Below are 24,381 nucleotides of genomic sequence, written 5' to 3'. Positions count from 1 at the left end.
CGCCGCCCGGGGTTGGCACCTGGCGAGCCCCCCGCTGTACCCGGCCCCCCCCCCCCTCCCACAGGTCCGCGCCAGGCTTCTTTTCAGGCGGGCATCAAACCCGGAAGTGACTGACCATCATCTGCAACTGATTCCCCAGTCGCGCCAGCTCCACGCTGGACGCCGCGGTCTCTTCGCTGGCCGAAGCGGTCTGCTCCGACACATCCCGCACACTCAGGATGCTCCGGCTGATTTCCTCGGCCACCGCGCTCTGCTGCTCGGCCGCCGCGGCGATCTGCTGGTTCATCGACTGGATGTCGGATACCACGCGGGTGATGCTTTCCAGCGAGGTACCCGCCTTGCGCGTCAGCTCGACGCTGCTGTCGGTCAGGCTGCGGCTGCCGAGCATGACATTGGCCACCTGCTGCGTGCCGTTCTGCAGGCCGGCCACCAGCACTTCGATTTCCTCGGTGGATTTCTGCGTGCGCTGGGCCAGCCCGCGCACCTCGTCGGCGACCACGGCGAAACCACGCCCGGCCTCGCCAGCCCGAGCCGCCTCGATCGCTGCGTTGAGCGCCAGCAGGTTGGTCTGCTCGGCCACCGACTTGATCACGTCCATGACGCTGCCGATCTTCTGGCTTTCCTGTTGCAACTGCGCCATGGCGTCGGTGGAACGCGCCACTTCGTCGGCCAGCTTCTCGATCTGCGCGATGGCCTGGGTCACCACGTCGTCGCCGGCACGGGCCTGGCGGTCGGCATCGGTGGCGGCGGCCGAAGCATGCTCGGCGTTGCGCGCGACTTCCTGCACGGTGGTCGCCATTTCATGCATGGCGGTGGCGACCTGGTCGGTCTCGTTCTTCTGGTTGTTGGCGCCGGCGCTGGTCTGCTCGGTGACGGCCGACAGTTCTTCGGCGGCGCTGGCGATCTGGGTGACGCCGTCGCGGATACCGCTGATCAGGTCGCGCAGGGTGCTGCCCATGCGCTGGATGCCCTGCTGCAGCACACCGAGTTCGTCGCGGCGGGTGACGCGCTGGTCGTGGGTCAGGTCGCCGGCGGCGATGCGCTCGACCACGGCCATGGTTTCACGCAGCGGACGGGTGATCTGGCGGGTGATCAGGATCGCGGCCAGGATGCCCACCAGCAGTGCCAGCAGCGTGGCGACCAGTTGCAGGCTGCGGGCGCTGGCGCTTTCGGCGTCGCGGCGGTCGAGCTGGATCTGGTACAGGGCTTCGCTGTTCTTGACGATGTCGTAGCCTTGCGCGGTCATCTCCTTGCGCGCCAGGGCGATATCGGCGTTGGCCGCTTTCACCTGGGTCACCGCATCACGATAGGCCAGTACCGCCTGTTCGAATTGCTGCAGGCGCGCGCCTTCATCAGGCAGCACGCGGGTCAGCTGGCGGGCGTGGTCCAGGGCGCTGTCGAGCTGGCGCAGGCTGGCCTGCTCGGTTTGCTCGGAGGGCTCGGACATGTAGCGGCGTACTTCAAGGCGCACCAGGATCAGTTGCTCCTTGGCGGCGCTGACCGCCTGGTACTGTTGCAGGCGGCCCGGAGCATCGGGGCTGGCGAGCAGTTCCTGGCCGATCGATTCGATCAGGCCCAGGGCGCTGCTGGCGGTGCTGCCCATGTTGTCGCGGGCGGCGTTGGCGCCCTTGTAGGCGGCGCGCATCTTTTCCAGCGATACCTGGTAGGCCGCGCTGGTGCGTGCCTGCTCTTCCAGCAGCTTGACGTTTTCCGGGCTCTTGAAGGTCTTGAGCAGCTTTTGTTGCTGCTGCACGAAGTCGTTGAGCTTGACCTGCAGGTTGGCAGCGGTGGCCTCGTCGCCGTTGGCCAGCATGTATTGCAGGCGTGCGACGCGCAGCTCGGTCAGGTCGCTGTTGAGGCGGGTGATATCGCTCATCCAGTTGCTGCGCTGGATCAGGCTGCCCAGGCTGGTCCAGCCGGCGAAGGCGAGCAGGGCGGTGAGCACGAGCACGAGGCCGAAGCCCAGCCCGAGTTTACGGTTGACGCTGATGTTGGCGAACCAACTGTTCATGGGGGTCCCTCCAGGAAAAGGTCTGAGGCGGCGGTCGCTGATGGTTCTTTTTCTTGGAGGCCAGCGGGTGTTGAGCAGGCTTTATCGGCTTCAGGACGCTGAGCTGAAACGCTTTTTCAGTAAATCCGACAGAAATACTCAACAAGATGTGACAAGCCCCGCATTTGCGGGGCTTGCCGGAGAGTTCTTCTGGCAGATCGTCAAAGGCTCCTGGCCTTGAAGGTGTCGCACTGGTTCACATCACCCTTGTCGAACCCGGCCTTGAACCACTTCACCCGCTGGGCCGAGGTGCCATGGGTGAACGAGTCCGGCACCACGCGTCCCTGGCCTTGCTGCTGCAGGCGGTCGTCGCCGATGGCATTGGCGGCGTTCAGCGCTTCCTCGACATCCCCCGGCTCCAGCCAGTCGTGCCGCTGCTGCGCCTGGTAGGCCCAGACCCCGGCAAAACAGTCGGCCTGCAATTCTTGGCGCACCAGCAGGCCGGTGGCGCCTTCGACGCGCTGGCCGCTGCGCCGGGCATCATTCACCTTGGCCGAAATGCCCAGCAGGGTCTGCACGTGGTGACCCACCTCATGGGCGATCACATAGGCCTGGGCAAAATCGCCGGCGGCGGCGAAGCGCTGTTCCATCTCGCGGAAGAAGCTCATGTCCAGGTAGACCTGCTGGTCTGCCGGGCAATAGAAAGGCCCGGTGGCCGAGGTGGCGAAGCCGCAGGCGGAATTGACCTGGCCGCTGAACAGCACCAGTTTCGGGTCCTTGTATTGCTTGCCAGCCTGGGCGAACAGCGCCCGCCAGGTGTCCTCGGTGTCGCCAAGGATGCTGGCGACGAACTGGCTGGCTTCGTCGTTGGCCGCCGGTCGCGGCTGGGTCTGGGTCGGCGTGCCGCCCTGCTGCATCTGTCCGGCCAGCTGTCCGAGGATCTGCATGGGATCCTGCCCGGTGAGCAGGCCGATACCGACGATCAGTACCACCGCGCCCAGGGTCAGGCCCTTGCCGCCGCCCATGCGCATCCCGCCGCCCGGACTCTCGCCCCGGGCATCGACCACGTTGTCGCTGCGTCTGCCTTTTCGCCATTGCATGGGTGTCTCTCCACGAGGGTGGTGTCATCGTCCTAAAGGGTAGCCCACCGGGGAGACATGCGGTTACACATAACCATTTGGTTATGGTTGGTGTCGGACAATTCAGTTTTCGCCGAGGCCGTGGCGAGGGACACTTCGCCGCACCACCCGCCCGTCCTGATCGGGCTCTCCATAACTCCAAGAACAGGAGAACGACATGTCTGCCACAGACACCAGTCGCTTCGTCATCCGTGATCGGAACTGGCATCCGAAAGCCTTCACCCCGGACTACAAGACTTCCATCGCCCGCTCGCCGCGCCAGGCGCTGGTGAGCATCCCGCAGTCGATCAGCGAAAGCACCGGGCCGGACTTTTCCCACCTGCGTTTCGGCGAGCACGACAACGACCTGCTGCTCAACTTCAACAACGGTGGCCTGCCCGTCGGCGAGCGCATCCTGGTCACCGGTCGGGTATTCGACCAGTACGGCAAGCCGATCCCCAACACCCTGGTGGAAATGTGGCAAGCCAACGCCGGCGGTCGCTATCGCCACAAGAACGACCGCTACCTGGCCCCGCTCGACCCGAACTTCGGCGGCGTCGGCCGTGCCCTGACCGACAGCGAAGGCCGCTACAGCTTCCGCACCATCAAGCCGGGCCCGTACCCATGGCGCAACGGCCCGAACGACTGGCGTCCGGCGCATATCCACTTCTCCATCAGCGGTCCGTCGATCTCCACCCGTTTGATCACCCAGCTGTATTTCGAAGGCGATCCGTTGATCCCGCTGTGCCCGATCGTCAAGAGCATCGCCAACCCGGCCGCGGTCGACCTGCTGATCGCCCGCCTGGACATGAGCAACGCCAACCCGATGGACTGCCTGGCGTACCGCTTCGACATCGTCCTGCGCGGCCAGCGCGCGACCCACTTCGAAAACCGCTGAGGAGACCCGTCATGCCAATCGAACTGCTGCCGGAAACCCCTTCGCAGACCGCCGGCCCCTACGTCCATATCGGCCTGGCCCTGGAAGCGGCCGGCAATCCGACCCGCGACCAGGAAATCTGGAGCCAGATGGCCCGCAGCGACGCGCCGGGCGAGCACATCCTGGTGTTCGGCAACGTCTATGACGGCAACGGCCACCTGGTACGCGACTCGTTCATCGAGTTCTGGCAGGCCGACCACGCGGGCGGCTACCAGACCGACTACAACCTGGAAAACGCCTTCAACGGCTTTGGTCGCACCGCCACCACCTTCGATGCCGGTGAGTGGACCATGCAGACCGTCAAGCCGGGCGTGGTAAAGAACGCTGCTGGCGTGCCGATGGCACCGCACATCAACATCAGCCTGTTCGCCCGGGGGATCAACATTCACCTGCAGACGCGGATCTACTTCGACGACGAGGCCGAGGCCAACGCCAAGGACCCGGTGCTGAACCTGATCGAGCAGCCGCAGCGTCGCGAGACCCTGGTGGCGACCCGCTGCGAGCGGGACGGGAAGACGGCGTATCGCTTCGATATCCGTATTCAGGGGGAAGGGGAGACGGTGTTCTTCGACTTCTGATGCATTACTGACGCTGCATAACCCTGTGGGAGCGGGTTTACCCGCGATTGCAATGGTGAGTTCACTACAGCAATCGCGGGTGAACCCGCTCCCACAGGGGGCGTGTCAGCTTCTGGCTTTGGAATTCAAGGCCACCACCTCCCCCTCGATCACCTCCTGACTGACGATCAGCGGCTCCACCAACGGCCGGCTGGCGAGAAAATGCGCCGTCAGCATATGCGCCTCGAACGCCGCTTCGCTTTCATACACCTCGTACAACCACACCAGATCCGGATCGCTGAAATCCCGGATCACATCGAACACCAGGCACCCCGGCTCATCACGCACCGAGCTGGCGGCATTGACCCGCATGGCGTCCATGAACTGCTCCAGGCTGCTGGGCTTGAGTTGGGTCTTGAGTAGAAGGCTGTACACGTCGAACTCCTTTTTGTCTTATATTTGCGAAAAATTGTATACAAAAATGGAGTCGAAACCATGCCTGTCCGTCCAAGCCGCCTCAACGGCCTGCGCCATCTTGCGATCCTGGTGCCCAATCTCGAAGTCTGTGAACGCTTCTATGTGGATGTGCTGGGCATGGAAGTGCTGCACCGCGCCAACGAAGACCTGGTCTACCTGACCTGCGGTAACGACAACCTGTCCCTGGGCCGCGCCTTCGCCCCCAGCAGTGGCGTGCAGGCGGTGGATCACTATGGCTTCGTGGTCGACAGCATCGACGAGCTGCACGCCTGGCATGCCTACCTCAAGGCGTGCGGGGTGACCTTGCTCGATACGCCGTTCGCCCACGGCGACGGGACCTGGAGCTTCCACCTGCTGGACCCGGCGGGGAACAAGGTCCAGCCGATCTATCACCCGGCGATTTCCGGGCAACGCTGCAACTGATCACTCGTAGGCAGTGACGCCGGCAATGTGGCGACCGGCGATATAGCCGAAGGTCAGCGCCGGCCCGAGGTTGATGCCGCCCGCCGGGTAGTGTCCGCCCATGATGCTGGCCATGTCGCAGCCCGCCGCGTACAGCCCTTCGATCGGTTGCTGGCCGGCATCCAGTACCTGCGCATGCTGGTTGGTGCGCAGTCCGGCGAAAGTGCCGAAGCAGCCCGGCTCGACCTTCACCGCATAGAACGGCCCTTGCTCGATCGGCGCCACGCAGGGATTCGGCCCATGCAGCGCATCGCCCTGCCTGCGGTTGTACAGGGTGCGGCCGCGACCGAACTGCGGGTCTTCGCCGAGGCGGGCATGGCGGTTGTACTCGCTGACCGTGTCGACCAGGCCGCGGGCGTCGATGCCGCATTGGTTGGCCAGCGCGTGCAGGCTGTCGGCGCGCTTCAGGTAGCCGCTGCGCACCAGCGAGGCGGTTGGCAGCGGGAACGGTCGGGCGATGCCCAGGCCGTAGCGACGCTGGAAGCGGTGGTCGCAGATCAGCCAGGACTCGACCTTGTCTCCCGGCGCGGCGGCGACCATGGCGCTGACGTAGTCGTAGTAGCCGTCGGCCTCGTTGACGAAGCGCTGGCCGTTGCCCAGCACACCGATGATCCCTGGCTTGCCGCGTTCGATGATGTGCGGGAAGTGGCCGCTGCTGCCGTCGGCATAAGGCACCTTCGACACCGGCGCCCAGGCCACCGGGCTGTGCAGGTCGTCGGCGACCTTGCCGCCGGCGCTTTCGCCGAGGCGCAGGCCATCGCCGTTGGCGGCCATGGGCGGCAGGGCCAGGTGCTCGTGGCCGGTCGGGGTGCGCGGGAACAGCGCCTTGCGGCGCTCGATATCGTTGGGAAAACCGCCCGCCGCGAGGACCACGGCGCGGGCGTTGATGGTCACTTCGCCATTGGCGGTCTGCACCACGGCACCGGTCACCTTGCCGTCTTCCAGCAGCAGGCGGCGGGCGGGGGCGGACTCCCAGAGCAGCACGCCGAGGTCTTCGGCCGACTTGGCCAGGCGCGCCACCAGCGCCACGCCGTTGACCAGGTGCAGGGCCCGGCCGTGGCTGGCCAGGTCGAGCAGGTGCTTGCCGACGCGCTTGCCCACGTGCAGCAGCGAGCGCCAGGAACGGGTCAGGGTGAGGAAGGCGCCGAGGTCCTTGCCGGCCATGATCGGCATGCCCCAGAACGAGGTTTCGCGCATCGTCCGACGCAGGCGCTTGAGCAGCTTGCCTGTCTGCCGGGCGTCGTAGGGGGCGGCGATCACCGAGCGGCCGCCGGTGCCGGCACCCGGTGTGTCACCGTGGATATCGGCGATGCCGTTGCCGTCGGCGAACTGCAATGAAGTGTGTTTCTCGAAGAAGCCGACCATGTTGGGGGCGGCTTCGAGGAAGGCGTCGATCAGCGGCGCATTGAAGCGCTCGCCCAACTCATGTTCCAGGTAGGTGCGGGGTGCCGAGCGCTCCTCGACGATCCCGGCGCGACGCGCCAGCGGGTTGCACGGCACCCAGGCCCAGCCGCCGGACCAGGCGCTGGCGCCGCCGAATACCGGATCCTTCTCCACCACGATGACCTTCTGGCCGTGCCAGGCGGCAGTGACCGCAGCGCTGAGACCGGCGGCGCCGGAGCCGATCACCAGGACATCGCAGTCCACCGTGCGGGCGTGGGAGGGAAGGGCGGTCATGAATAATCCTCGCTGTATTATTTTCTGGAACTTGATTCCATAATCTATCATCGCTCTGCGAGAGCCAAGCCGTGGCCGACGAAGTTGGGCGAAGATCGAACAGTGGTTTGCGCTTTGCCTGGCGCTCTTTAGAATTCCGCAACATTTCCAGGGACCATGACCATGGCCGGCAGTCAGATCGAACGCGCGTTCAGCCTTATCGAAAGCCTTACCAGCGAGCCTCGCGGGCTGCCGATGCAGACCCTGTCCGAGCAGCTGGACATTCCCAAGAGCGCGACCCACCGCATGCTCGCCGAGCTGATCCGCCTGGGCTACGTGCGGCAGAACCCGGAGAACAGCCGCTACCTGCTGAGCACCCGGCTGGTGGCCATGGGCTTTCGCTACCTGGCCAACAGTGGCGCGGATATCGTCCAGCCGATTCTCGATCAGCTGGCCGGGCAGAGCGGCGAGCTGGTGCGCCTTGGAGTGATCGACGGCGAGCGCCAGACCTGGATCGCCAAGTCCCAGGGCGCTCGCTCCGGGCTCAAGTACGACCCGGACATGGGGCGTGATGCGCCGCTGTTCTACAGCGCCTCGGGGCATGCCTGGCTGGCCAGCCTGAGCGATGCCCAGGCGTTGCTGCTGGTGGAGCGCCAGGGCATAGCGCCTGCCGAGGATTTCGGCCCGAACGCGCCGAAGTCCAATGCCGAGCTGCTGGAGCGCCTGCGTGTTGCCCGGGAGCATGGCTATGCCTGGGTGGTGGAGAGCTCGGCGGTGGGCATGTCGGCGCTGGCGGCGGTGATTGCCGATCCGCGGGACGGGCATGCGCTGGGGGTGGTGAGCATCGCCGGGCCGACGGCGCGGATGAGCGAGGCGCGGATGCATGAGCTGGCGCCGTTGCTGCTGGAGACGGTGCAGGAGTTGTCGGCGGCGAGTCCGGCTTCCGAGTTGTTTGTCTGAGTTCCTGGTTGTTCTTGAGGGCCTCATCGCTGGCTTGCCCGCGATGAGGCCCTGATATCCACACAAACATTTCCTCTGTGTTCTCACTCTCTGAACACAGAACAGCCTTTTTTCTGCTTGCATTGAAACTGGAACCAAGTTCTAAATAATTGCACCCAGAACAAAAGAGAACACCACCCCCATGAGCCAACGCATCCTCTCCCTGGCCGCCCTCACCGTCCTTGAGCTTTCCCCCCCGGAAATGGTCGAAGTCGCCGCCCGCGCCGGCTACAGCCACGTCGGCCTGCGTCTCGAACCTGCCACCCCGGAAGAACACCATTTCCCCCTGGTCCGCGACGCCGCCCTGCGCCAGCAAACCGCCGCGCGCCTGCGCGACACCGGGATCAAGGTGCTGGACATCGAGATTCTTCGCCTGAAGCCGGAAACCCGCGTCGCCGATTTCGATGCCCTGCTGGCAGTGGGTGCGGATTTCGGCGCCACTGAACTGCTGGTGGCCGGCAACGATCCGGACCAGGCCCGAATGACCGACAACTTCGCCGCCCTGTGCGACCTGGCAGCGAAGTACGGCATCTACCCGCACCTGGAGTTCATGCCCTGGACGGATGCGAAGAACCTCACCCAGGCCTGGGAAATCGTCACTGCCGCCAACCGCGAGAACGGCTGCGTGCTGGTCGACGCCTTCCACTTCGACCGCTCCGCTTCGCGCCTGGAAGACCTGCGCAAGGTCCCGGCCTCGCGCATGCGCTACCTGCAGCTGTGCGACGTGGCCGGGCCACGCCCGGACGACATGGCCGAGATCTTGCGTCAGGCGCGCAACGAGCGGCGTTTTCCCGGTGACGGCGACTGCGATCTGCGCGGGCTGCTCGCCAGCGTTTCCCCCGACATGCCCTTGAGCCTGGAGATTCCCACCCGGCAGCTGCTGGAGCAGGGCGTGTCCGCGCTGCAGCGTGCACAGTGGGCGCTGGAAAAGACCCACACCGTATTGAGCCACCTCTAACGCGTCGAGCCGCCCATGCCCTCCGTCAGTCAACCGTTCAAAGGCATCCTGCTGGTCGTTCTCGCGACCTTCCTGTTTTCCAGCCACGACGCGATGTCGAAGTACCTGTCGGGGTTCTATCCGATTGTCTGGGTGGTGTGGGCACGCTATCTGGTTCACACGCTGCTGATGCTGGGGATCTTCCTGCCCCAGGCCGGCCTGAGTGGCCTGCGCACCCGCCGGCCGCGCCTGCAGGCGGCGCGGGCCTTGTGCCTGCTGGGCTGCAGCCTGCTGTTCACCAAGGCGCTGCAGTACCTGCCGCTCGCCGAGGCGACGGCGGTGAACTTCCTCGCGCCGCTGATGGTGACGGCGCTGTCGCTGCCGTTGCTCAAGGAGTCGGTGAGCAAGGGCCAGTGGCTCGCGGTGCTGGCCAGCTTCGTCGGCGTGCTGATCATCGTCCATCCCGGCGGCGCGCTGTTCACGCCGGCAGTGCTGCTGCCCTTCGGCTCGGCGACCTGTTTCTGCTTCTACCAGATACTCACTCGCAAGCTGAGCCAGGTGGACAGCCCGACGGCTACCAACTTCTTCACCGGGCTGTTCAATACCCTGGTGATGAGCGCACTGGTGCCGTTCCTCTGGACCGTCCCGACCTTGACCCACGGCCTCATGACCCTGGCGCTCGGCACCTTCGGCATGCTCGCCCACCTGTTCCTGACCCAGGCCTTCCGCCATGCGCCACCGGCGATGCTGGCGCCGTTCAGCTACTGCCAGATCGTCTTCGCCGGGTTGATGGGGATCGTGCTGTTCGGCCAGCGCCCGGACCAGTGGGGGCTGATCGGTATCGCCATCGTCTGCCTGAGCGGGCTGGCTGCGGCCTGGCTGCAACGGCGACGCTGAAACGCACGCGGGGCCTGTCCTGGATCAGGACAGGCCCCGCGAGGGTGGAGCAGGCCAGGGATCAGTCGACCTTCGGAACCTTGCGTGGTGCCATGAAGTACATCCAGGTCAGCGCGATGAAGTACATCAGCGGGATCATGGTGAACAACACGCTGTAGTTGTTGTTGGTGACGGTCAGCACGTAGCCGACGATCTGGGTCATGAACATGCCGCCGATGGCCGCGCACATGCCGCCGAAGCCGAACACGGTGCTCATCATGTGCTTGGGCGTGTAGTCCATCACCAGGCTCCAGATGTTGGCGGTCCAGGCCTGGTGCGCGGCGATGGCCAGGGAGATCGCCAGTACCGCGACCCACAGGCTGCTGGCGCCGGCGGCGAAGATCACGCCGATGATGGTGGCGGCGAACAGCAGCATCGACATCAGCCGCGCCTTGACCGGGGCCACGCCGCGACCGATGAGGAACGAGGAGAGGATGCCGCCACCGACGCTGCCGAAGTCGGCGCTGAGGTAGATGACGATCAGCGGGATGCCCATCTGGGTGACGCTGATGCCCAGGCTGTATTGCTGGTTGAGGAACGGCGGCAGCCAGTACAGGTAGAACCAGAACACCGGCGCAGTGATCGAGTAGGCCAGGGCGAAGGCCCAGGTGCCACGCATGCGCAGGATCCGCGAGAACGGCACGCCTTTCTGCTCGGGCTCGGCTTCGCCCATCACGTAGGCACGTTCGGCGGCGGTGACGGTCGGGTGCTCTTCGGGGTTGAAGTACTTCAGGCCCCAGAAGATCACCCACACCAGGCCCAGGGCGCCCATGGCCATGAACGCGGCCTGCCAGCCCCAGACGGTGAGGATCAGCGGCAGCAGCATCGGGGTGAACATGGCGCCGACGTTGGTGCCGGCGTTGAAGATGCCGGTAGCCACGGCGCGCTCACCGGCCGGGAACCACAGGCGGGTGGTCTTGACGCAGGCCGGGTAGTTGGCGGCTTCGGTCAGGCCGAGGATGAAGCGGCAGACCATGAAGCCGACCGCCGAGGTGGCCAGGCCGTGGGCGCCGGTGGCCAGGCTCCAGAGCAGCACGGCGCAGAAGAACACGCGCTTCACGCCGACGCGGTCGATCAGCCGGCCCTGCAGGACGAAGCCGATGGCATAGCCGACCTGGAACCAGAAGTTGATGTTGGCGTAGTCCATCGCCGTCCAGCTCATTTCCTTGGCCAGGATAGGCTGCATGACGCCGAGGGCGGCGCGGTCGATGTAGTTCAGGGTGGTGGCGAAGAACACCAGGGCGAGCATGACCCAACGGGTCTTGCCGACGGCCATGGCGCCGCGGATCTTGTCGCCGATACCTGCGTGCGGGGAACTGCTCAGCGGCTGAGCAGCGGGATTGCTGGTGCTGTGGATCATCGTGGGTTACCCGTATTTTTTATGTTTATAGGTCGAGCCTTGGGTGACGCAAGAAACGGCATTGCATAAGCCTTATTTGGCAGGATCGACCGGGTACGGTGGCCGACGATCCCTGCTTCCATGGTTTGAAATGGTGCGCACTGCTCAAAAAAGGGTCAATTCGTCACAGCGCATTTCGGGCGATAATCGCACACAAAACTAACCAGTTCGTACCTTTTTCTTGAGCGGATTTTCGCCCGGGCCAATAATTCTCCTCAGTTTGGGCACTGCCTGCCCACAGGAGACTGAAGATGCAGCGTTCGATTGCCACCGTGTCCCTCAGCGGCACCCTGCCGGAAAAGCTCGAAGCCATAGCCGCCGCGGGTTTCGACGGTGTCGAGATCTTTGAAAACGACCTCCTCTACTACGATGGCAGTCCCCGTGAAATCAGGCAGCGCTGCGCCGACCTGGGCCTGGATATCACCCTGTTCCAGCCCTTCCGTGACTTCGAAGGCTGCCGCCGCGACCGCCTGTCGCGCAACCTTGATCGCGCCGAACGCAAGTTCGACCTGATGCAGGAGCTCGGCACCGATCTGGTGCTGGTCTGCAGCAACGTCGCCGCCGATGCCCTGGGTGAACAACGGATCCTGGTGGATGACCTCAGCCTGCTGGCCGAGCGTGCCGGCGCACGCAATTTGCGCATCGGCTACGAGGCCCTGGCCTGGGGGCGCCACGTGAACCAGTGGCAGCAGGTCTGGGACATCGTCCGCCAGGCCGATCATCCGGCGCTGGGGATGATCCTCGACAGCTTCCATACCTACTCGATCAAGGGCGACCCGAGCGGCATCGCCCAGGTGCCGGGGGAGAAGATCTTCTTCGTGCAGATGGCCGACGCGCCGATCCTGGCCATGGACGTGCTGGAGTGGAGCCGGCATTTCCGCTGCTTCCCCGGCCAGGGCGAATTCGACCTGCCGGCGTTCCTCGCGCCGATCCTCAAGGCCGGCTATCGCGGCCCGCTGTCCCTGGAAATCTTCAACGACGGCTTCCGCGCCGCGCCGCCACGGGCCAATGCCGCCGACGGCCTGCGTTCGCTGCTGTACCTCGAAGAAAAGACCCGCGAGCGCCTGCTGCAGACCGCGCCGGCGGTGGCCGACGAGCCGCAGCTGCTGTTCGCCCCGCCGGCTGCGGATACCTATGACGGTGTCGAATTCCTCGAATTCGCCGTGGACGACGCGTCGGGCGCCAAGCTCGGCGGCTGGCTGGAAGGGCTCGGTTTTACCAAGGTCGGCCAGCACCGTTCGAAGGATGTCAGCCTGCTGCGCCAAGGCGATATCAACCTGATCCTCAATGCCGAACCCTATTCCTTCGCCCACAACTTCTTCGAAAGCCATGGCCCGTCGCTGTGCGCCACGGCGGTACGGGTCAAGGACAGCGCCAAGGCCCTGGCCCGCGCCGTGGGTTATCACGGCCAGCCCTACCGCGGCCTGGTCGGCCCGAATGAACGTGAGCTGGCGGCGGTCCGCGCGCCGGATGGCAGCCTGATCTACCTGGTCGACCAGGATGCTGACGGGCGCACCATCTACGACACCGACTTCAGCCTGCAGGGCGCGACGTCGGCCAACAGCCTCGGGCTGACCCGCATCGACCACATGGCCATGGCCCTGCCGGCGGACGGTCTGGACACCTGGGTGCTGTTCTACAAGAGCCTGCTCGACTTCAAGGCCGACGACGAAGTGGTCCTGCCCGACCCTTACGGCCTGGTCAAGAGCCGTGCGCTGCGCAGCAAGTGCAGCACCGTTCGTCTGCCGCTGAACATCTCGGAAAACCGCAATACGGCGATTTCCCATGCCCTGTCCCATTACCGCGGCTCGGGCGTGCACCACATCGCCTTCGACTGTGAGGACATCTTCACTGCCGTGAAAAAGGCCAAGGAAGCCGGCGTGGCGCTGCTGGACATCCCGCTGAACTACTACGACGACCTGGCGGCGCGCTTCGATTTCGACGACGAGTTCCTCAGCGAGCTGGCGTACTACAACGTGCTGTATGACCGCGATGCCAACGGTGGCGAGCTGTTCCACGTGTACACCGAGCCGTTCGAGGATCGCTTCTTCTTCGAGGTGATCCAGCGCCGCAACGGCTATGCCGGATATGGCGCGGCGAACGTGGCGGTGCGCCTGGCGGCGATGGCCAAGGCCCGGGCGGGCGGGTTGCGTCACGCCAAGTTGTAAGGCATCGCGCAACCTTGTGGGAGCGGGTTTACCCGCGATTGCAGTGTTGAAGCCACTGAAGCAATCGCGGGTAAACCCGCTCCCACAGAGTCAGTCCGGGGCTCTGAATCTCCCTACACCCCCAAGGCTTTCTTCTGGTGCATGCGGGGCCCATAATTGCGCCGTTAACCGATGGCCACGAGCTCCGTATGACAATAACGACAGCACCCAGCGCAGCGCCGGAGACCTCGCCGCGCAGAGGGCGCAAGAACAATCCGGAAAAGACCCGCGAGAACATCCTGCAGGCGGCGATCAGCGAGTTCGTCCAGCAGGGCCTGGCCGGCGCCCGGGTGGATGCGATCGCCGAACGCACCCAGACCTCCAAGCGGATGATCTACTACTACTTCAACTCCAAGGAGCAGTTGTACGTCGAGGTGCTGGAGAAGCTCTACGGCGATATCCGCAGCACCGAAAGCAACCTGCACCTGGACGAGCTGGAGCCGCGCCTGGGCATTCGCCGGCTGATCGAGTTCACCTTCGACCACCATGACCGCAACGTCGATTTCGTGCGCATCGTGTGCAACGAGAACATGCACCATGGCGAGTTCGTCAAGCAGTCCTCGGCGATCCGCTCGATGAACAACACGGTGCTCAAGGCGTTGAACGAGATTCTGCTGCGTGGCGCCAGCGAGGGCTTGTTCCGCGGGGGGCTGGATGCGCTGGACGTGCACCTGCTGATCAGTTCGTTCTGCTTCTACCGGGTGTCCAACCGCCACACCTTCGGCGAGATCTTCCAGATCGACTTCGAGGACCAGGCCGTCAAGGCCCGGCACAAGGAAATGATCTGCGAATCGGTGCTGCGCTACCTGCAGGCCTGATCACGACAACGCCGCGCAATGGCTGCGCGGCGTTTTTTCATCTCAATTGCCCAGGCTGTGGAAGTGCTCGGTCATCCGCAGCGGATCGGGCGTGACTCCGCTGAACAGCTCGAACGCCTTCACGGCCTGGTACACCGCCATGGTCGCGCCATTCAGGGTGCGGCAGCCGAGGGCGCGGGCTTCGCGCAGCAGTTCGGTTTCCAGCGGGAAATAGACGATTTCCGCGACCCACAATTCGCTGCGCAGCAGGGCTTTCGGTACCGGCATGCCCGGCAGCTTGGCCATGCCCATCGGCGTGGTGTTGACCAGGCCGCAGGCCTGGCCGACGGCGCTGTCCAGATCATGGCCGACCCTGGCGCGGCTGCCCGGGAAATGCTCGTTGAGGTTATCCACAAGGGCCTGGGCCCGTTCCGCTTCCACGTCGAACACCGTCAGTTGTTCCACGCCCTCGCTGAGCAGCGCATGGGCGACTGCCGCGCCAGCGCCGCCGGCGCCCATCTGCACCACGCTCTGACGCGAGGCATCCGGCAGCCCGCGCCGGAAGCCCTCGGCAAAGCCCAGGCAGTCGGTGTTGTGGCCGATACGCCGGCCATCCTTCAGCACCACGGTGTTCACCGCGCCGATGCCACGGGCTTCCGGCGAAAGTTCATCCAGCAGCGGCAGGATCGCCTGCTTGCACGGGAAGGTGATGTTCAGGCCGGTGAAGCCCATGTACTGCGAGGCGGTCAGCAGTTCTTCGAGGGCGCTGCTGTCGAGCTTGAGCTGGTCGAGGTCGATCAGCCGGTACAGGTAGGTCAGGCCCTGGGCGGCGCCTTCGTGTTCATGCAGCGCGGGGGTGCGCGAGGCCTGGATGCCCGCGCCGATCAGGCCGGCGAGAATGCCGGGCGGTTTGGCCAGATTCATCGGTAAGACTCCGTTGTTGTTCTTGGCGATTGGAAAAGGAGTTCCGACAAAATGTACCGTTTGGTTAACGACAATCAACCCGCTGGAACGTTTAGTGTTCGCTGATCGAACAGGGTCGTGCTACACCTTCTGCTTCGACCACGGAGGAGGGCCGCACATGGCGCTAGAAATGGACGTTACCCAGCGCAGCACCTGGCCTGGACTGGCCAACCTGAGCCAATCGATCCTGACTGCGCTGGGGGCGGTAGGGTTTCGCAATGGCTTCGAGCTGACGCCTTCTTCAGCCACCTGCCTGTTGCTGATCGATGGACTGGGCCACGAGCTGCTTCGCGAACATGCTGCGCACGCGCCGTTCCTCGCGGCACTGATGCGTCCTGAAGGGACTTTTCATGTCGGCTTTCCCGCCACCACCGCATCGAGCCTGGCGGCGCTGGCCTCCGGCCTGGGCAGCGGTGCCCATGGCATCGTCGGCTGCACCTTCGCCCTCGACGGCGACAGCGAGTTTTCGCCACTGACCTGGACCTGCGCGCCCTTCGTCGCAGACCGGCTGGCGACCCTGGCGCCGCCGCCGGAGCGCTTCATCGCGGCGCAGACCGCCTGGGAACAGGCCAGTGAGCAGGGCCTGAAGATCAGTACTGTCATGTCGGCGCGCTATGCCGATTCGGCCTACACCAAGGCCATCTACCGCGGCTCGCAGATTCTCGGCGCGCCGTCCTATTACGCCTATCCGGAGCTGGTGCGCGAGGCCTTGAACGTCAATGCGCCGGCCTATTGCTTCGCCTACTTCGGCGACCTGGATTTTGCCGGCCATCTGTTCGGCCCGGGCTCCGAGGCCTGGCTGGCGCAACTGCGCGTCGCGGATCGGCTGGCCGAGGCGATCTTCCAGCAATTGCCGCCAGGGGCGAGGCTGATGATTACCGCCGACCACGGCATGCTCGGTCTGGACAGCGCAGCGGTGGTGGACTTCGATCGCGAGCCGGGTCTGCAGGAAGGGGTTGTTGCGCTGGCCGGGGATATACGGGCGCGGCATGTCTATGTCGATCCGGCGCGCCTGGACCGGACGCAGGAACGCTGGCGTGATCGGCTGGGGGATGGCTACAGAGTATTGAACAAGGCGCAGGCCATTGGTGCCGGGCTGTTTGGCGATGTGATGCTGAGCCAGGCGGAGGCGCGGATCGGCGACCTGATCGTGGTGCCGAATGGCGCTGGCGGGATCATCCGCAGCGAGGTGGAGCCGGCGGCGAGTCGCTGGCTGGGGCATCACGGGGCGTTGACCGATGCCGATCAGGTGGTGCCGTTGCTGATGTGCTGACTGGGCGGGCCACATCGCGGGTGAACCCGCTCCCACACGGTCCTTGTGGGAGCGGGTTCACCCGCGATGTGGCCCGAAAGATCAGCGCCGAACCAGCAGAACCCCACTTTCCATGTGGTGGGTATAAGGGAACTGGTCGAACAGCGCACAGCGCTCCACCCGGTGGGTGTCATGCAACTGGGCGATATTCGCCGCCAGCGTTTCCGGGTTGCAGGAGATGTACAGGATGTTGTCGAAGCGCCGGGTCAGCTCGCAGGTGTCCGGATCCATGCCGGCCCGCGGCGGGTCGACGAAGACGCTGCCGAATTCATAGCTCTTCAGGTCGATGCCTTCCAGGCGACGGAACGGTCGCACCTCGTTCAGCGCCTCGGTCAGCTCTTCGGCCGACAGCCGCACCAGCTTCACGTTGTCCACCCCGTTGTCATCGAGGTTGTGCAGCGCGGCATTCACCGAGGTCTTGCTGATCTCGGTGGCCAGCACGTTGCGCACGCGGGTCGCCAGCGGCAGGGTGAAGTTGCCGTTGCCGCAGTACAGCTCCAGCAGGTCGTCGTCGCGCTGGCCCAGGGCCTCGAAGGCCCAGCCCAGCATCTTCTGGTTCACCTGGCCGTTGGGCTGGGTGAAGGCGCCCTCCGGCTGGCGATAGCGGAACTCGCGACCGGCCACCTGCAACGCTTCCACCGCATAGTCACGACCGATCACCAGGCGCTTGCCCTTGGAGCGGCCGATGATGCTCACGCCCAGTTCCTGCGCCAGGCGCTTGGCTTCGACTTCCCAGGCCTCGTCCAGCGGACGGTGGTAGCACAGGGTGATCATCGCGTCGCCGGCCAGGGTGGTCAGGAACTCCACCTGGAACAGCTTGTTGCTCAGCGCCTCGCTGGCCTGCCAGGCGCGTTTCATGCGTGGCATCAGATCGTTGATCTGCAGGCTGGCGATGGGGAAATCCTCGATGAGGATCGGCGTGTGCTTCTCTCCCGGGGCGAACATCGCGTAGTGGCGCTGTCCGTCCTGGCGCCACAGGCGGAATTCGGCGCGCAGGCGGTAGTGCTCGCGCGGCGAATCGAACACGCTCGGCTCGGGCGCGTCGAACGGCGCCAGCAGCTCGCGCAGGCGCTCGACCTTGGCGGCGAGCTGCTGGTCGTAGGTGGAAGGGTCGAAGACAGCACTCATGCGTTGAACCAGCCCAGCTTGATGACGAACAGGATGGACAGGATCACCAGGGCCGAGTTCAGGTCACGGCCACGGCCGGAGATCAGCTTGATCGCGGTCCAGGAGATGAAGCCGAAGGCGATGCCGTTGGCGATGGAGTAGGTCAGCGGCATGGCCAGGGCGGTAATCACCACCGGCGCGGCTTCGGTGATGTCGTCCCAGTTGATTTCCGCCAGGCCCGAGGCCATCAGCACGGCGACGAACAGCAGCGCCGGTGCGGTGGCGAAGGCCGGCACGCTACCGGCCAGCGGGGCGAAGAACAGCGCCAGCAGGAACAGGATGGCGACCACGATGGCGGTCAGGCCGGTACGCCCGCCGGCACTGACGCCCGCTGCCGACTCGATGTAGCTGGTGGTGGTCGAGGTGCCCAGCAGGGAACCGGCCATGGCCGCGGTGCTGTCGGCGATCAGGGCCCGGCCCATCTTCGGCATGTGGCCGTCCTTGCCCATCAGGCCGGCGCGCTTGGCCACGCCGATCAGGGTGCCGGAGTTGTCGAACAGGTCGACGAAGAGGAAGGCGAAGATCACGCTGACCAGGCCGATGTCCAGCGCGCCCTTGATGTCCAGTTGCAGGAAGGTCGGTGCCAGCGACGGCGGCATCGACACCAGGCCGCCAAACGGGGTGACGCCGAGGGCGATGGATGCGATGGTCACGGCGAGGATGCCGATCAGCACGGCGCCGCGCACTTTCAGCGCTTCCAGGGCGACGATCAGGAAGAAGCCCAGGGTGGCGAGGATAGGGGCGGGTTGCTTGAGGTCGCCCAGGCCCACCAGGGTCGCCGGGTTATCGACGACGATGCCCGCGTTATGCAGGGCGATCAGCGCCAGGAACAGGCCGATACCGGCGGCGATCGCCGAGCGCAGCGGCAGCGGGATGCTGTTCACGATCCACTCGCGGATCCGGAAGATCGACAGCAGGAAGAACAGCACCGCCGAGATGAACACCGCGCCCAGGGCCACCTGCCAGGTGTGGCCCATGTGCAGGACCACGGTGTAGGTGAAGAAGGCGTTCAGACCCATGCCCGGCGCCAGGGCGATCGGGTAGTTGGCGATGATGCCCATGATCGTCGAGCCGATGGCCGCGGCCAGGCAGGTGGCGACGAACACCGCGCCCTTGTCCATGCCGGTCTCGCCGAGGATGCTCGGGTTGACGAAGAGAATGTAGGCCATGGCCAGGAACGTGGTGACGCCCGCCAGGATCTCGGTCCGCACATTCGTATCGTGTGCTTTCAGTTGAAACAGCCTTTCCAGCATGTCCTGCTCCCCGTGGCGCGATGGGCGCCGAAAGTTGTCGGTCCAGTCAGGAAAGCACAAAGCGTACCGCCTTGATGCGATTTCGAGTCGGACCGGAAAAAAGCCGCGCATCATACCAGCATGGCTGGCACAGGGTAATGCGTCCAACGGGCCGTCGATCCGTCGTTGCGGGCGGGGTGATCTACGCTGGATGGACACGCCCGGAAGGAGTTCGTCCATGACCCAGAGAGCCCTGATCGTCGTCGCCGAAGGCGTCGACGACCTGCAGACCGTGACCCTGATCGACGTGCTGCGCCAGTCGGAGGTGGAGGTGCTGGTGGCGAGCATCGAGAACCGCCGCATGCTCACCTGCGCCCGTGGCACGCGGCTGACTGCCGACGCCATGTTGCTGGATGTGCTGGCGCAGTCGTTCGACCTGATCGTGCTGCCGGGCGGGGAGACTGGCGCGCAGCACATGGCCGCGAGCCAGCCGCTGCAGCAGCGGGTGCAGCAGCAGGCCAAGGCCGGTTCGTTCTATGCGGCGATCGGTGAATCGCCGGCGATTGCCCTGAATGCCTGGGGGCTGTTGCGCCAGCGCAAGATGACCTGCCACAACGATGTCAGCCAGCATCTGTCCGGCTGCAACTTCGTCGACCAGCCGGTGGTGGTGGACGGCAACTGCATCACGGCGCAGCACTCGGCAGCGGCGATCGGGTTTGCCCTGACCCTGGTGGAATTGCTGGAAGGGAAGGTGATGCGCGGGCAGGTGGCTCATCTGCTGGGGTGTTGATCTTGCCAGCCAGGTCCTGCAAGCACCACGGACCTGTGGGAGCGGGTTCACCCGCGATTGCAATAGTGAATTCACCGACGCCATCGCGGGTAAACCCGCTCCTACAAGTCCCAGCTAAATCAATAAGTTATGTGGTGTGCTATAGGATCTGGCTTGCCAGCGACAGGGTCCCCAAGGTCATTCAGTCGATCGTCGGCTATGCATATGATCCCGCCCCGCCAACGTCGGGAACAGCTTGATCCACACCCCGGTCACCACCAGCGTCCCGACCCCGCCCAGCACCACTGCCGGCACCGTGCCGAACCAGTGCGCCGTCACCCCCGACTCGAATTCCCCCAGCTGGTTCGAGGCCCCGATGAACAGGCCGTTCACCGCACTCACCCGGCCGCGCATCTCGTCCGGCGTCTCCAGCTGCACGAAGGCCCCGCGGATCACCATGCTGATCATGTCCGCCGCCCCCAGCACGGCCAGCACCGCCAGGGAGAACCAGAACGAGGTGGACAGGCCGAAGGCGATGGTCGCCACGCCAAACACGCCCACCGCCGTGAACATCACCCGCCCGACCTTGCGCTCCACCGGGAAGCGCGCCAGCCACAGCGACATCAGCAACGCCCCCACCGCCGGCGCCGAGCGCAGCAGGCCCAAGCCCCAGGGCCCGGTGAGCAGGATGTCCTTGGCGAACACCGGCAGCAGCGCGGTGGCGCCGCCGAGCAGCACGGCGAACAGGTCGAGGGAAATCGCCCCGAGGATATCCGGCCGGCTGCGGATGAAGCGAATACCTGCCAGCAGCGACTCGATACTGGCCCGGCCCTGGGCCAGCGGGGCCTGTCTTGAGCTCAGGCTGAGGGTCAGGCAGCAGGCGATGACGTACAGGCACACCGTTGGCCCGTACACCCAGACGCTGCCGAAGGCGTAGAGAAACCCGCCCAGCGCCGGAGCGACGATGGTCGCCGACTGCATCGCCGAGGCCGAGGCCGCCACCGCTCGCGGAAACAGCGCCGACGGCACCACGTTGGGCAGCAGGGCCTGGGTCGCCGGCATCTCGAACGAGCGCGCGGCGCCGAGCAGGAAGGCGAGGATGAAGATCAGCTCGCGGCTCACCGAATCGGTGGTGCTGGCCAGCGCCAGGGCGAGGGCGATCAGCGCCTGCAGGCTCTGGCACAGCGCGGCGACGCGGCGTCGGTCATAGCGGTCGGCGACATGCCCGGTGTGCAGCATGAACAGCACCCGCGGGGCGAACTCCACCAGGCCCACCAGGCCCAGGTCGAGGACGTTGCCGGTCAGCTGGTAGAGGTGCCAGCCGATGGCCACGGTGAGCATCTGGAAACCGCTGGCGGTGAAGACCCGGGCCAGCCAGAACGACAGGAAGGGACGGTGATGACGCAGCAACAACGGAGCCTGGGCAGACATGGGCGAGCGCGGAGTCTTGAGTGGGGGAAGGTGTTGCAGCGTAACACCAGGCTGTAACAAAAGGTTGCAGGAAGCGTGATTGCCGTTCGCTGAGCGCACCGTTTCACGTTTTCGTAAAGAGGGTGAGGCAACCGGTCACGCGGCAACGCACCACACAACCGAGGCGGTGGTTCGGGACTATCCTTTCTCCCTGTCATTGATCTGGATCAATAGTTGTTGCAGCAACTATTCCGCTCAACGACCGGCCTCCGGGCCGTCGATCCCTGCGGTGGGAAACTTTTCAGAACAATTCGAACGGGTCGCACTCCACCACCACAGGGGCAGTTGGCGTCAAGGCAACGGACCCTGGCGCCGGATTACCTGACAGAGGAAGCACCATGTTCGGATCAGAGGCTCTCGATCTCGCCCGAATGCAGTTTGCGTTCACCGTGTCCTTTCACATCCTGTTCCCTGCCATCACCATCGGCCTCGCCAGTTACCTGGCGGTGCTCGAAGGCCTGTGGCTGAAAACCAACGAAGCGGTCTATCGCGACCTCTACCATTTCTGGTCGAAGATCTTTGCCGTCAACTTCGGCATGGGGGTGGTCTCCGGCCTGGTCATGGCCTACCAGTTCGGCACCAACTGGAGCCGCTTTTCCGATTTCGCCGGCGCGGTGACCGGCCCCTTGCTGACCTACGAGGTGCTCACCGCGTTCTTCCTCGAAGCCGGCTTCCTCGGCGTCATGCTCTTCGGCTGGAACCGCGTCGGCCGTGGCCTGCACTTCTTCTCAACGGTGATGGTGGCCCTCGGCACGCTGGTCTCGACGTTCTGGATCCTTGCCTCCAACAGCTGGATGCAGACGCCCCAGGGCTTCGAAATCATCGACGGCCGGGTGATCCCGGTGGACTGGCTCGCCGTGATCTTCAACCCGTCGTTCCCCTATCGTCTGATGCACATGGCCACCGCGGCCTTCGTCGCCACCGCCTTCTTCGTCGGCGCCTCGGCGGCGTGGCACCTGCTGCGCGGGCGTGACAACCCGGCGATCCGCAAGATGCTCTCGATGGCCATGTGGATGGCCCTGGTCGTGGCGCCGATCCAGGCGGTGATCGGTGACTTCCACGGCCTAAACACCCTCAAGCACCAGCCGGTGAAGATCGCCGCCATCGAGGGGCACTGGGAGAACGTCGGTGACGAGCCGACCCCGCTGATCCTCTTCGGCATCCCCGACATGAAGGCCGAGACCACTCACTTCAAGCTGGAGATCCCGGCGTTGGGCAGCCTGATCCTCACCCACAGCCTGGACAAGCAGGTACCGGCGATGAAGGACTTCCCGCCGGAGGACCGGCCCAACTCCACCGTGGTGTTCTGGTCGTTCCGCATCATGGTCGGGCTCGGCATGCTGATGATCTTCGTCGGCCTGTGGAGCCTGTGGTTGCGCAAGCGCGGCACCCTGTACAGCTCGCGGCCGTTCCTCTATCTGACCCTGTGGATGGGCCCTTCCGGACTGATCGCCATCCTCGCCGGCTGGTTCACCACCGAGGTCGGGCGTCAGCCGTGGGTGGTCTACGGCCTGATGCGCACCGCTGACGGAGCGTCGAACCACAGCTACGCGCAGCTGGGCTTCACCCTGATCATGTTCGTGGTGGTGTATTTCGCCCTGTTCGGTGCGGGCCTGGGCTACATGATGCGCCTGGTGCGCAAGGGGCCGAAGACCGGCGAGGGCAACGAGACCAACCCGGGCGGCCCTGGCCAGCCCCGTACGCCAGCGCGGCCGCTGTCGGCGGCGAAGGACGACCACGACGTCGGCGACGTCAGCCTGAACCAAGAAGGACACTGAATCATGGGAATCGATCTTGCGCTGATCTGGGCCGTGATCATCATCTTCGGCGTGATGATGTACGTGGTCATGGATGGTTTCGACCTGGGCATCGGCATCCTCTTCCCCTTCGTCAAGGGCGAACAGGACCGCGACGTGATGATGAACACCGTGGCACCGGTGTGGGACGGCAACGAGACCTGGCTGGTGCTGGGCGGGGCGGGGCTGTTCGGCGCCTTCCCGCTGGCCTACTCGGTGGTGCTTTCGGCGTTGTACCTGCCGCTGATGCTGATGCTGGTGGGGCTGATCTTCCGCGGCGTGGCCTTCGAGTTCCGCTTCAAGGCCAAGGCCGACAAGCGCCACCTGTGGGACAAGGCGTTCATCTGGGGCTCGCTTACCGCGACCTTCTTCCAGGGCGTGGCCCTGGGCGCCTTCATCGAAGGCTTCAAGGTGGTCGACCGGCAATATGCCGGCGGCACCCTGGACTGGCTGACACCCTTCAGTCTCTTCAGCGGCCTCGGCCTGATCGTCGCCTACGCGCTGCTCGGCTGTACCTGGCTGATCATGAAGACCGAAGGCAAGCTGCAGGAACAGATGCACAACCTCGGCCGGCCGCTGGCCCTGGTGCTGCTGCTGGTGATCGGCATCGTCAGCCTGTGGACGCCGCTGGCCTATCCGAAGATCGCCGAGCGCTGGTTCAGCATGCCCAACCTGTTCTGGTTCATGCCGGTGCCGCTGCTGGTCCTGGTGACCTTCTACGGCCTGCTCCAGGCGGTGAAGCGCAATGCGCACTACACGCCGTTCCTGCTCACCCTGGTGCTGATCTTCCTTGGCTACAGCGGCCTGGGCATCAGCCTGTGGCCGAACATCATCCCGCCGTCGATCTCCATCTGGGATGCCGCCGCACCGCCGCAGAGCCAGGGCTTCATGCTGGTGGGGACGCTGTTCATCCTGCCGTTCATCCTTGGCTACACCTTTTGGAGCTACTACGTGTTCCGCGGCAAGGTGACCCACGAACATGGCTATCACTAGGAGGGGTCAGGGCATGAAAGGCAACGATACCTTCGAGCCGGAGAAGAAACCGCTGTTGCAGCGGCTCGGCTGGCTGGCGCTGATCTGGGTGCTGAGCGTGGCGAGCCTGGCGGTGGTGGCGTGGTTGATGCGGCTGTTCATGAGTGCGGCGGGGTTGAGTACGCACTGAGGCTGTTTTCGGGGGCTGCATTTGCGGCCCCTTTTTTA

At 64.9% G+C, this 24,381-nt stretch carries 22 protein-coding genes and 1 pseudogene; 13 read left to right on the top strand and 10 right to left on the bottom strand.

The genetic code is table 11. The features are described 5' to 3' along the window. Positions 1-94: 94 nt before the first annotated feature. The 3 genes and pseudogenes from V0R59_RS31900 to ypfJ form a co-directional block, all read right to left on the bottom strand. Positions 95-799: a methyl-accepting chemotaxis protein gene (locus V0R59_RS31900; RefSeq protein WP_375547351.1), complete on the bottom strand. Its 705-nt coding sequence runs from the start codon at positions 797-799 to the stop codon at positions 95-97. A 198-nt stretch (positions 800-997) separates the two neighbouring features. Further along, positions 998-1,876 (bottom strand): annotated as a pseudogene (locus tag V0R59_RS31895) (methyl-accepting chemotaxis protein); the annotation flags it as partial. Between the two features lie 335 nt (positions 1,877-2,211). Then, entirely contained in the window at positions 2,212-3,090 is an 879-nt protein-coding gene (gene ypfJ, locus V0R59_RS11480) for a KPN_02809 family neutral zinc metallopeptidase (RefSeq protein WP_330073960.1), read from the bottom strand. Between the two features lie 196 nt (positions 3,091-3,286). Between ypfJ and pcaH the strand changes: the two genes are divergently transcribed. After that, positions 3,287-4,006 (top strand): protocatechuate 3,4-dioxygenase subunit beta, encoded by a 720-nt coding sequence (pcaH, locus tag V0R59_RS11475; RefSeq protein WP_330073959.1) that lies wholly within the window; start codon positions 3,287-3,289, stop codon positions 4,004-4,006. A gap of 11 nt (positions 4,007-4,017) precedes the next feature. Beyond that, on the top strand, positions 4,018-4,623 hold the full coding sequence (gene pcaG / locus V0R59_RS11470) for a protocatechuate 3,4-dioxygenase subunit alpha (protein WP_330073958.1): 606 nt from the start codon (positions 4,018-4,020) through the stop codon (positions 4,621-4,623). A gap of 105 nt (positions 4,624-4,728) precedes the next feature. Here the strand turns inward: pcaG and V0R59_RS11465 are convergent, their stop codons facing one another. Next, positions 4,729-5,037, bottom strand: a complete 309-nt coding sequence (locus V0R59_RS11465) for a putative quinol monooxygenase (protein WP_330073957.1) — start codon at positions 5,035-5,037, stop codon at positions 4,729-4,731. Between the two features lie 60 nt (positions 5,038-5,097). Between V0R59_RS11465 and V0R59_RS11460 the strand changes: the two genes are divergently transcribed. After that, positions 5,098-5,502 carry a VOC family protein gene (locus V0R59_RS11460; protein WP_330073956.1) on the top strand — a complete coding sequence of 135 codons (405 nt, stop codon included), beginning with the start codon at positions 5,098-5,100 and terminating at the stop codon, positions 5,500-5,502. Here the strand turns inward: V0R59_RS11460 and V0R59_RS11455 are convergent, their stop codons facing one another. Next, on the bottom strand, positions 5,503-7,218 hold the full coding sequence (locus V0R59_RS11455) for an FAD-dependent oxidoreductase (protein ID WP_330073955.1): 1,716 nt from the start codon (positions 7,216-7,218) through the stop codon (positions 5,503-5,505). Between the two features lie 162 nt (positions 7,219-7,380). Between V0R59_RS11455 and V0R59_RS11450 the strand changes: the two genes are divergently transcribed. The 3 genes from V0R59_RS11450 to V0R59_RS11440 all read left to right on the top strand — a co-directional run bounded on the left by V0R59_RS11450 (position 7,381) and on the right by V0R59_RS11440 (position 10,030). Next, positions 7,381-8,157, top strand: coding sequence for an IclR family transcriptional regulator (locus V0R59_RS11450; protein ID WP_330073954.1), 777 nt, complete (start codon positions 7,381-7,383; stop codon positions 8,155-8,157). Positions 8,158-8,338: 181 nt separating this feature from the next. Further along, positions 8,339-9,154: a sugar phosphate isomerase/epimerase family protein gene (locus V0R59_RS11445; RefSeq protein WP_330073953.1), complete on the top strand. Its 816-nt coding sequence runs from the start codon at positions 8,339-8,341 to the stop codon at positions 9,152-9,154. Positions 9,155-9,169: 15 nt separating this feature from the next. After that, positions 9,170-10,030, top strand: a complete 861-nt coding sequence (locus V0R59_RS11440; RefSeq protein WP_330073952.1) for a DMT family transporter — start codon at positions 9,170-9,172, stop codon at positions 10,028-10,030. 61 nt (positions 10,031-10,091) lie between these two features. Here the strand turns inward: V0R59_RS11440 and V0R59_RS11435 are convergent, their stop codons facing one another. After that, the gene (locus V0R59_RS11435) at positions 10,092-11,429 is read right to left on the bottom strand and encodes an MFS transporter (RefSeq protein ID WP_330073951.1); all 1,338 of its coding nucleotides are present in this window, start codon (positions 11,427-11,429) and stop codon (positions 10,092-10,094) included. 290 nt (positions 11,430-11,719) lie between these two features. Between V0R59_RS11435 and quiC the strand changes: the two genes are divergently transcribed. Together quiC and V0R59_RS11425 are read left to right on the top strand one after the other, a co-directional pair. Next, positions 11,720-13,636: a 3-dehydroshikimate dehydratase QuiC gene (gene quiC / locus V0R59_RS11430; protein WP_330073950.1), complete on the top strand. Its 1,917-nt coding sequence runs from the start codon at positions 11,720-11,722 to the stop codon at positions 13,634-13,636. 188 nt (positions 13,637-13,824) lie between these two features. Continuing rightward, positions 13,825-14,493 (top strand): TetR/AcrR family transcriptional regulator, encoded by a 669-nt coding sequence (locus tag V0R59_RS11425; protein WP_330073949.1) that lies wholly within the window; start codon positions 13,825-13,827, stop codon positions 14,491-14,493. A 42-nt stretch (positions 14,494-14,535) separates the two neighbouring features. Here V0R59_RS11425 and V0R59_RS11420 read toward each other — a convergent pair whose 3' ends face one another. Beyond that, a complete protein-coding gene (locus tag V0R59_RS11420) occupies positions 14,536-15,396 on the bottom strand; it encodes a shikimate dehydrogenase (RefSeq protein WP_375547349.1) in 861 nt (286 codons plus the stop codon). Between the two features lie 157 nt (positions 15,397-15,553). Between V0R59_RS11420 and V0R59_RS11415 the strand changes: the two genes are divergently transcribed. Then, positions 15,554-16,708 carry an alkaline phosphatase family protein gene (locus tag V0R59_RS11415; RefSeq protein ID WP_330073948.1) on the top strand — a complete coding sequence of 385 codons (1,155 nt, stop codon included), beginning with the start codon at positions 15,554-15,556 and terminating at the stop codon, positions 16,706-16,708. Between the two features lie 81 nt (positions 16,709-16,789). Here the strand turns inward: V0R59_RS11415 and trmA are convergent, their stop codons facing one another. Beyond that, the gene (gene trmA, locus V0R59_RS11410; RefSeq protein ID WP_330073947.1) at positions 16,790-17,875 is read right to left on the bottom strand and encodes a tRNA (uridine(54)-C5)-methyltransferase TrmA; all 1,086 of its coding nucleotides are present in this window, start codon (positions 17,873-17,875) and stop codon (positions 16,790-16,792) included. Beyond that, positions 17,872-19,167, bottom strand: a complete 1,296-nt coding sequence (locus V0R59_RS11405; RefSeq protein ID WP_330073946.1) for an NCS2 family permease — start codon at positions 19,165-19,167, stop codon at positions 17,872-17,874. Before V0R59_RS11405 ends, trmA begins: the two co-directional genes overlap by 4 nt. A 217-nt stretch (positions 19,168-19,384) precedes the next feature. Between V0R59_RS11405 and V0R59_RS11400 the strand changes: the two genes are divergently transcribed. Further along, a complete protein-coding gene (locus V0R59_RS11400) occupies positions 19,385-19,936 on the top strand; it encodes a DJ-1 family glyoxalase III (RefSeq protein WP_330073945.1) in 552 nt (183 codons plus the stop codon). 177 nt (positions 19,937-20,113) lie between these two features. Here V0R59_RS11400 and V0R59_RS11395 read toward each other — a convergent pair whose 3' ends face one another. Beyond that, positions 20,114-21,346 (bottom strand): MFS transporter, encoded by a 1,233-nt coding sequence (locus V0R59_RS11395; RefSeq protein ID WP_330073944.1) that lies wholly within the window; start codon positions 21,344-21,346, stop codon positions 20,114-20,116. A 377-nt stretch (positions 21,347-21,723) separates the two neighbouring features. Between V0R59_RS11395 and V0R59_RS11390 the strand changes: the two genes are divergently transcribed. Genes V0R59_RS11390 through V0R59_RS11380 form a run of 3 tightly spaced genes read left to right on the top strand, consistent with a single transcriptional unit; the run spans position 21,724 to position 24,343 of the window. Continuing rightward, positions 21,724-23,163: a cytochrome ubiquinol oxidase subunit I gene (locus V0R59_RS11390; RefSeq protein WP_330073943.1), complete on the top strand. Its 1,440-nt coding sequence runs from the start codon at positions 21,724-21,726 to the stop codon at positions 23,161-23,163. A 3-nt stretch (positions 23,164-23,166) separates the two neighbouring features. Next, on the top strand, positions 23,167-24,174 hold the full coding sequence (gene cydB, locus V0R59_RS11385; protein WP_330073942.1) for a cytochrome d ubiquinol oxidase subunit II: 1,008 nt from the start codon (positions 23,167-23,169) through the stop codon (positions 24,172-24,174). 13 nt (positions 24,175-24,187) lie between these two features. Continuing rightward, positions 24,188-24,343 (top strand): DUF2474 domain-containing protein, encoded by a 156-nt coding sequence (locus tag V0R59_RS11380; protein WP_330073941.1) that lies wholly within the window; start codon positions 24,188-24,190, stop codon positions 24,341-24,343. The last annotated feature ends 38 nt before the right edge of the window (positions 24,344-24,381 follow it).

The organism is Pseudomonas ulcerans (genome assembly GCF_036324125.1).
GTDB classification, from domain to species: domain Bacteria; phylum Pseudomonadota; class Gammaproteobacteria; order Pseudomonadales; family Pseudomonadaceae; genus Aquipseudomonas; species Aquipseudomonas ulcerans.
This window is presented reverse-complemented; position numbering and strand designations above follow the sequence as displayed.

Bases quoted from the DNA above. Each gene is read 5' to 3' on its own strand.
- V0R59_RS11455 (WP_330073955.1), bottom strand. From the start codon at position 7,218: ATGACCGCCCTTCCCTCCCACGCCCGCACGGTGGACTGCGATGTCCTG.
- pcaH (WP_330073959.1), top strand. From the start codon at position 3,287: ATGTCTGCCACAGACACCAGTCGCTTCGTCATCCGTGATCGGAACTGG.
- V0R59_RS11445 (WP_330073953.1), top strand. From the start codon at position 8,339: ATGAGCCAACGCATCCTCTCCCTGGCCGCCCTCACCGTCCTTGAGCTT.
- trmA (WP_330073947.1), bottom strand. From the start codon at position 17,875: ATGAGTGCTGTCTTCGACCCTTCCACCTACGACCAGCAGCTCGCCGCC.
- V0R59_RS11405 (WP_330073946.1), bottom strand. From the start codon at position 19,167: ATGCTGGAAAGGCTGTTTCAACTGAAAGCACACGATACGAATGTGCGG.
- ypfJ (WP_330073960.1), bottom strand. From the start codon at position 3,090: ATGCAATGGCGAAAAGGCAGACGCAGCGACAACGTGGTCGATGCCCGG.
- V0R59_RS11415 (WP_330073948.1), top strand. From the start codon at position 15,554: ATGGCGCTAGAAATGGACGTTACCCAGCGCAGCACCTGGCCTGGACTG.
- V0R59_RS11440 (WP_330073952.1), top strand. From the start codon at position 9,170: ATGCCCTCCGTCAGTCAACCGTTCAAAGGCATCCTGCTGGTCGTTCTC.
- V0R59_RS11390 (WP_330073943.1), top strand. From the start codon at position 21,724: ATGTTCGGATCAGAGGCTCTCGATCTCGCCCGAATGCAGTTTGCGTTC.
- quiC (WP_330073950.1), top strand. From the start codon at position 11,720: ATGCAGCGTTCGATTGCCACCGTGTCCCTCAGCGGCACCCTGCCGGAA.
- V0R59_RS11395 (WP_330073944.1), bottom strand. From the start codon at position 21,346: ATGTCTGCCCAGGCTCCGTTGTTGCTGCGTCATCACCGTCCCTTCCTG.
- cydB (WP_330073942.1), top strand. From the start codon at position 23,167: ATGGGAATCGATCTTGCGCTGATCTGGGCCGTGATCATCATCTTCGGC.
- V0R59_RS31900 (WP_375547351.1), bottom strand. From the start codon at position 799: ATGGCGACCACCGTGCAGGAAGTCGCGCGCAACGCCGAGCATGCTTCG.
- V0R59_RS11420 (WP_375547349.1), bottom strand. From the start codon at position 15,396: ATGAATCTGGCCAAACCGCCCGGCATTCTCGCCGGCCTGATCGGCGCG.
- V0R59_RS11400 (WP_330073945.1), top strand. From the start codon at position 19,385: ATGACCCAGAGAGCCCTGATCGTCGTCGCCGAAGGCGTCGACGACCTG.
- V0R59_RS11380 (WP_330073941.1), top strand. From the start codon at position 24,188: ATGAAAGGCAACGATACCTTCGAGCCGGAGAAGAAACCGCTGTTGCAG.
- pcaG (WP_330073958.1), top strand. From the start codon at position 4,018: ATGCCAATCGAACTGCTGCCGGAAACCCCTTCGCAGACCGCCGGCCCC.
- V0R59_RS11450 (WP_330073954.1), top strand. From the start codon at position 7,381: ATGGCCGGCAGTCAGATCGAACGCGCGTTCAGCCTTATCGAAAGCCTT.
- V0R59_RS11460 (WP_330073956.1), top strand. From the start codon at position 5,098: ATGCCTGTCCGTCCAAGCCGCCTCAACGGCCTGCGCCATCTTGCGATC.
- V0R59_RS11425 (WP_330073949.1), top strand. From the start codon at position 13,825: ATGACAATAACGACAGCACCCAGCGCAGCGCCGGAGACCTCGCCGCGC.
- V0R59_RS11435 (WP_330073951.1), bottom strand. From the start codon at position 11,429: ATGATCCACAGCACCAGCAATCCCGCTGCTCAGCCGCTGAGCAGTTCC.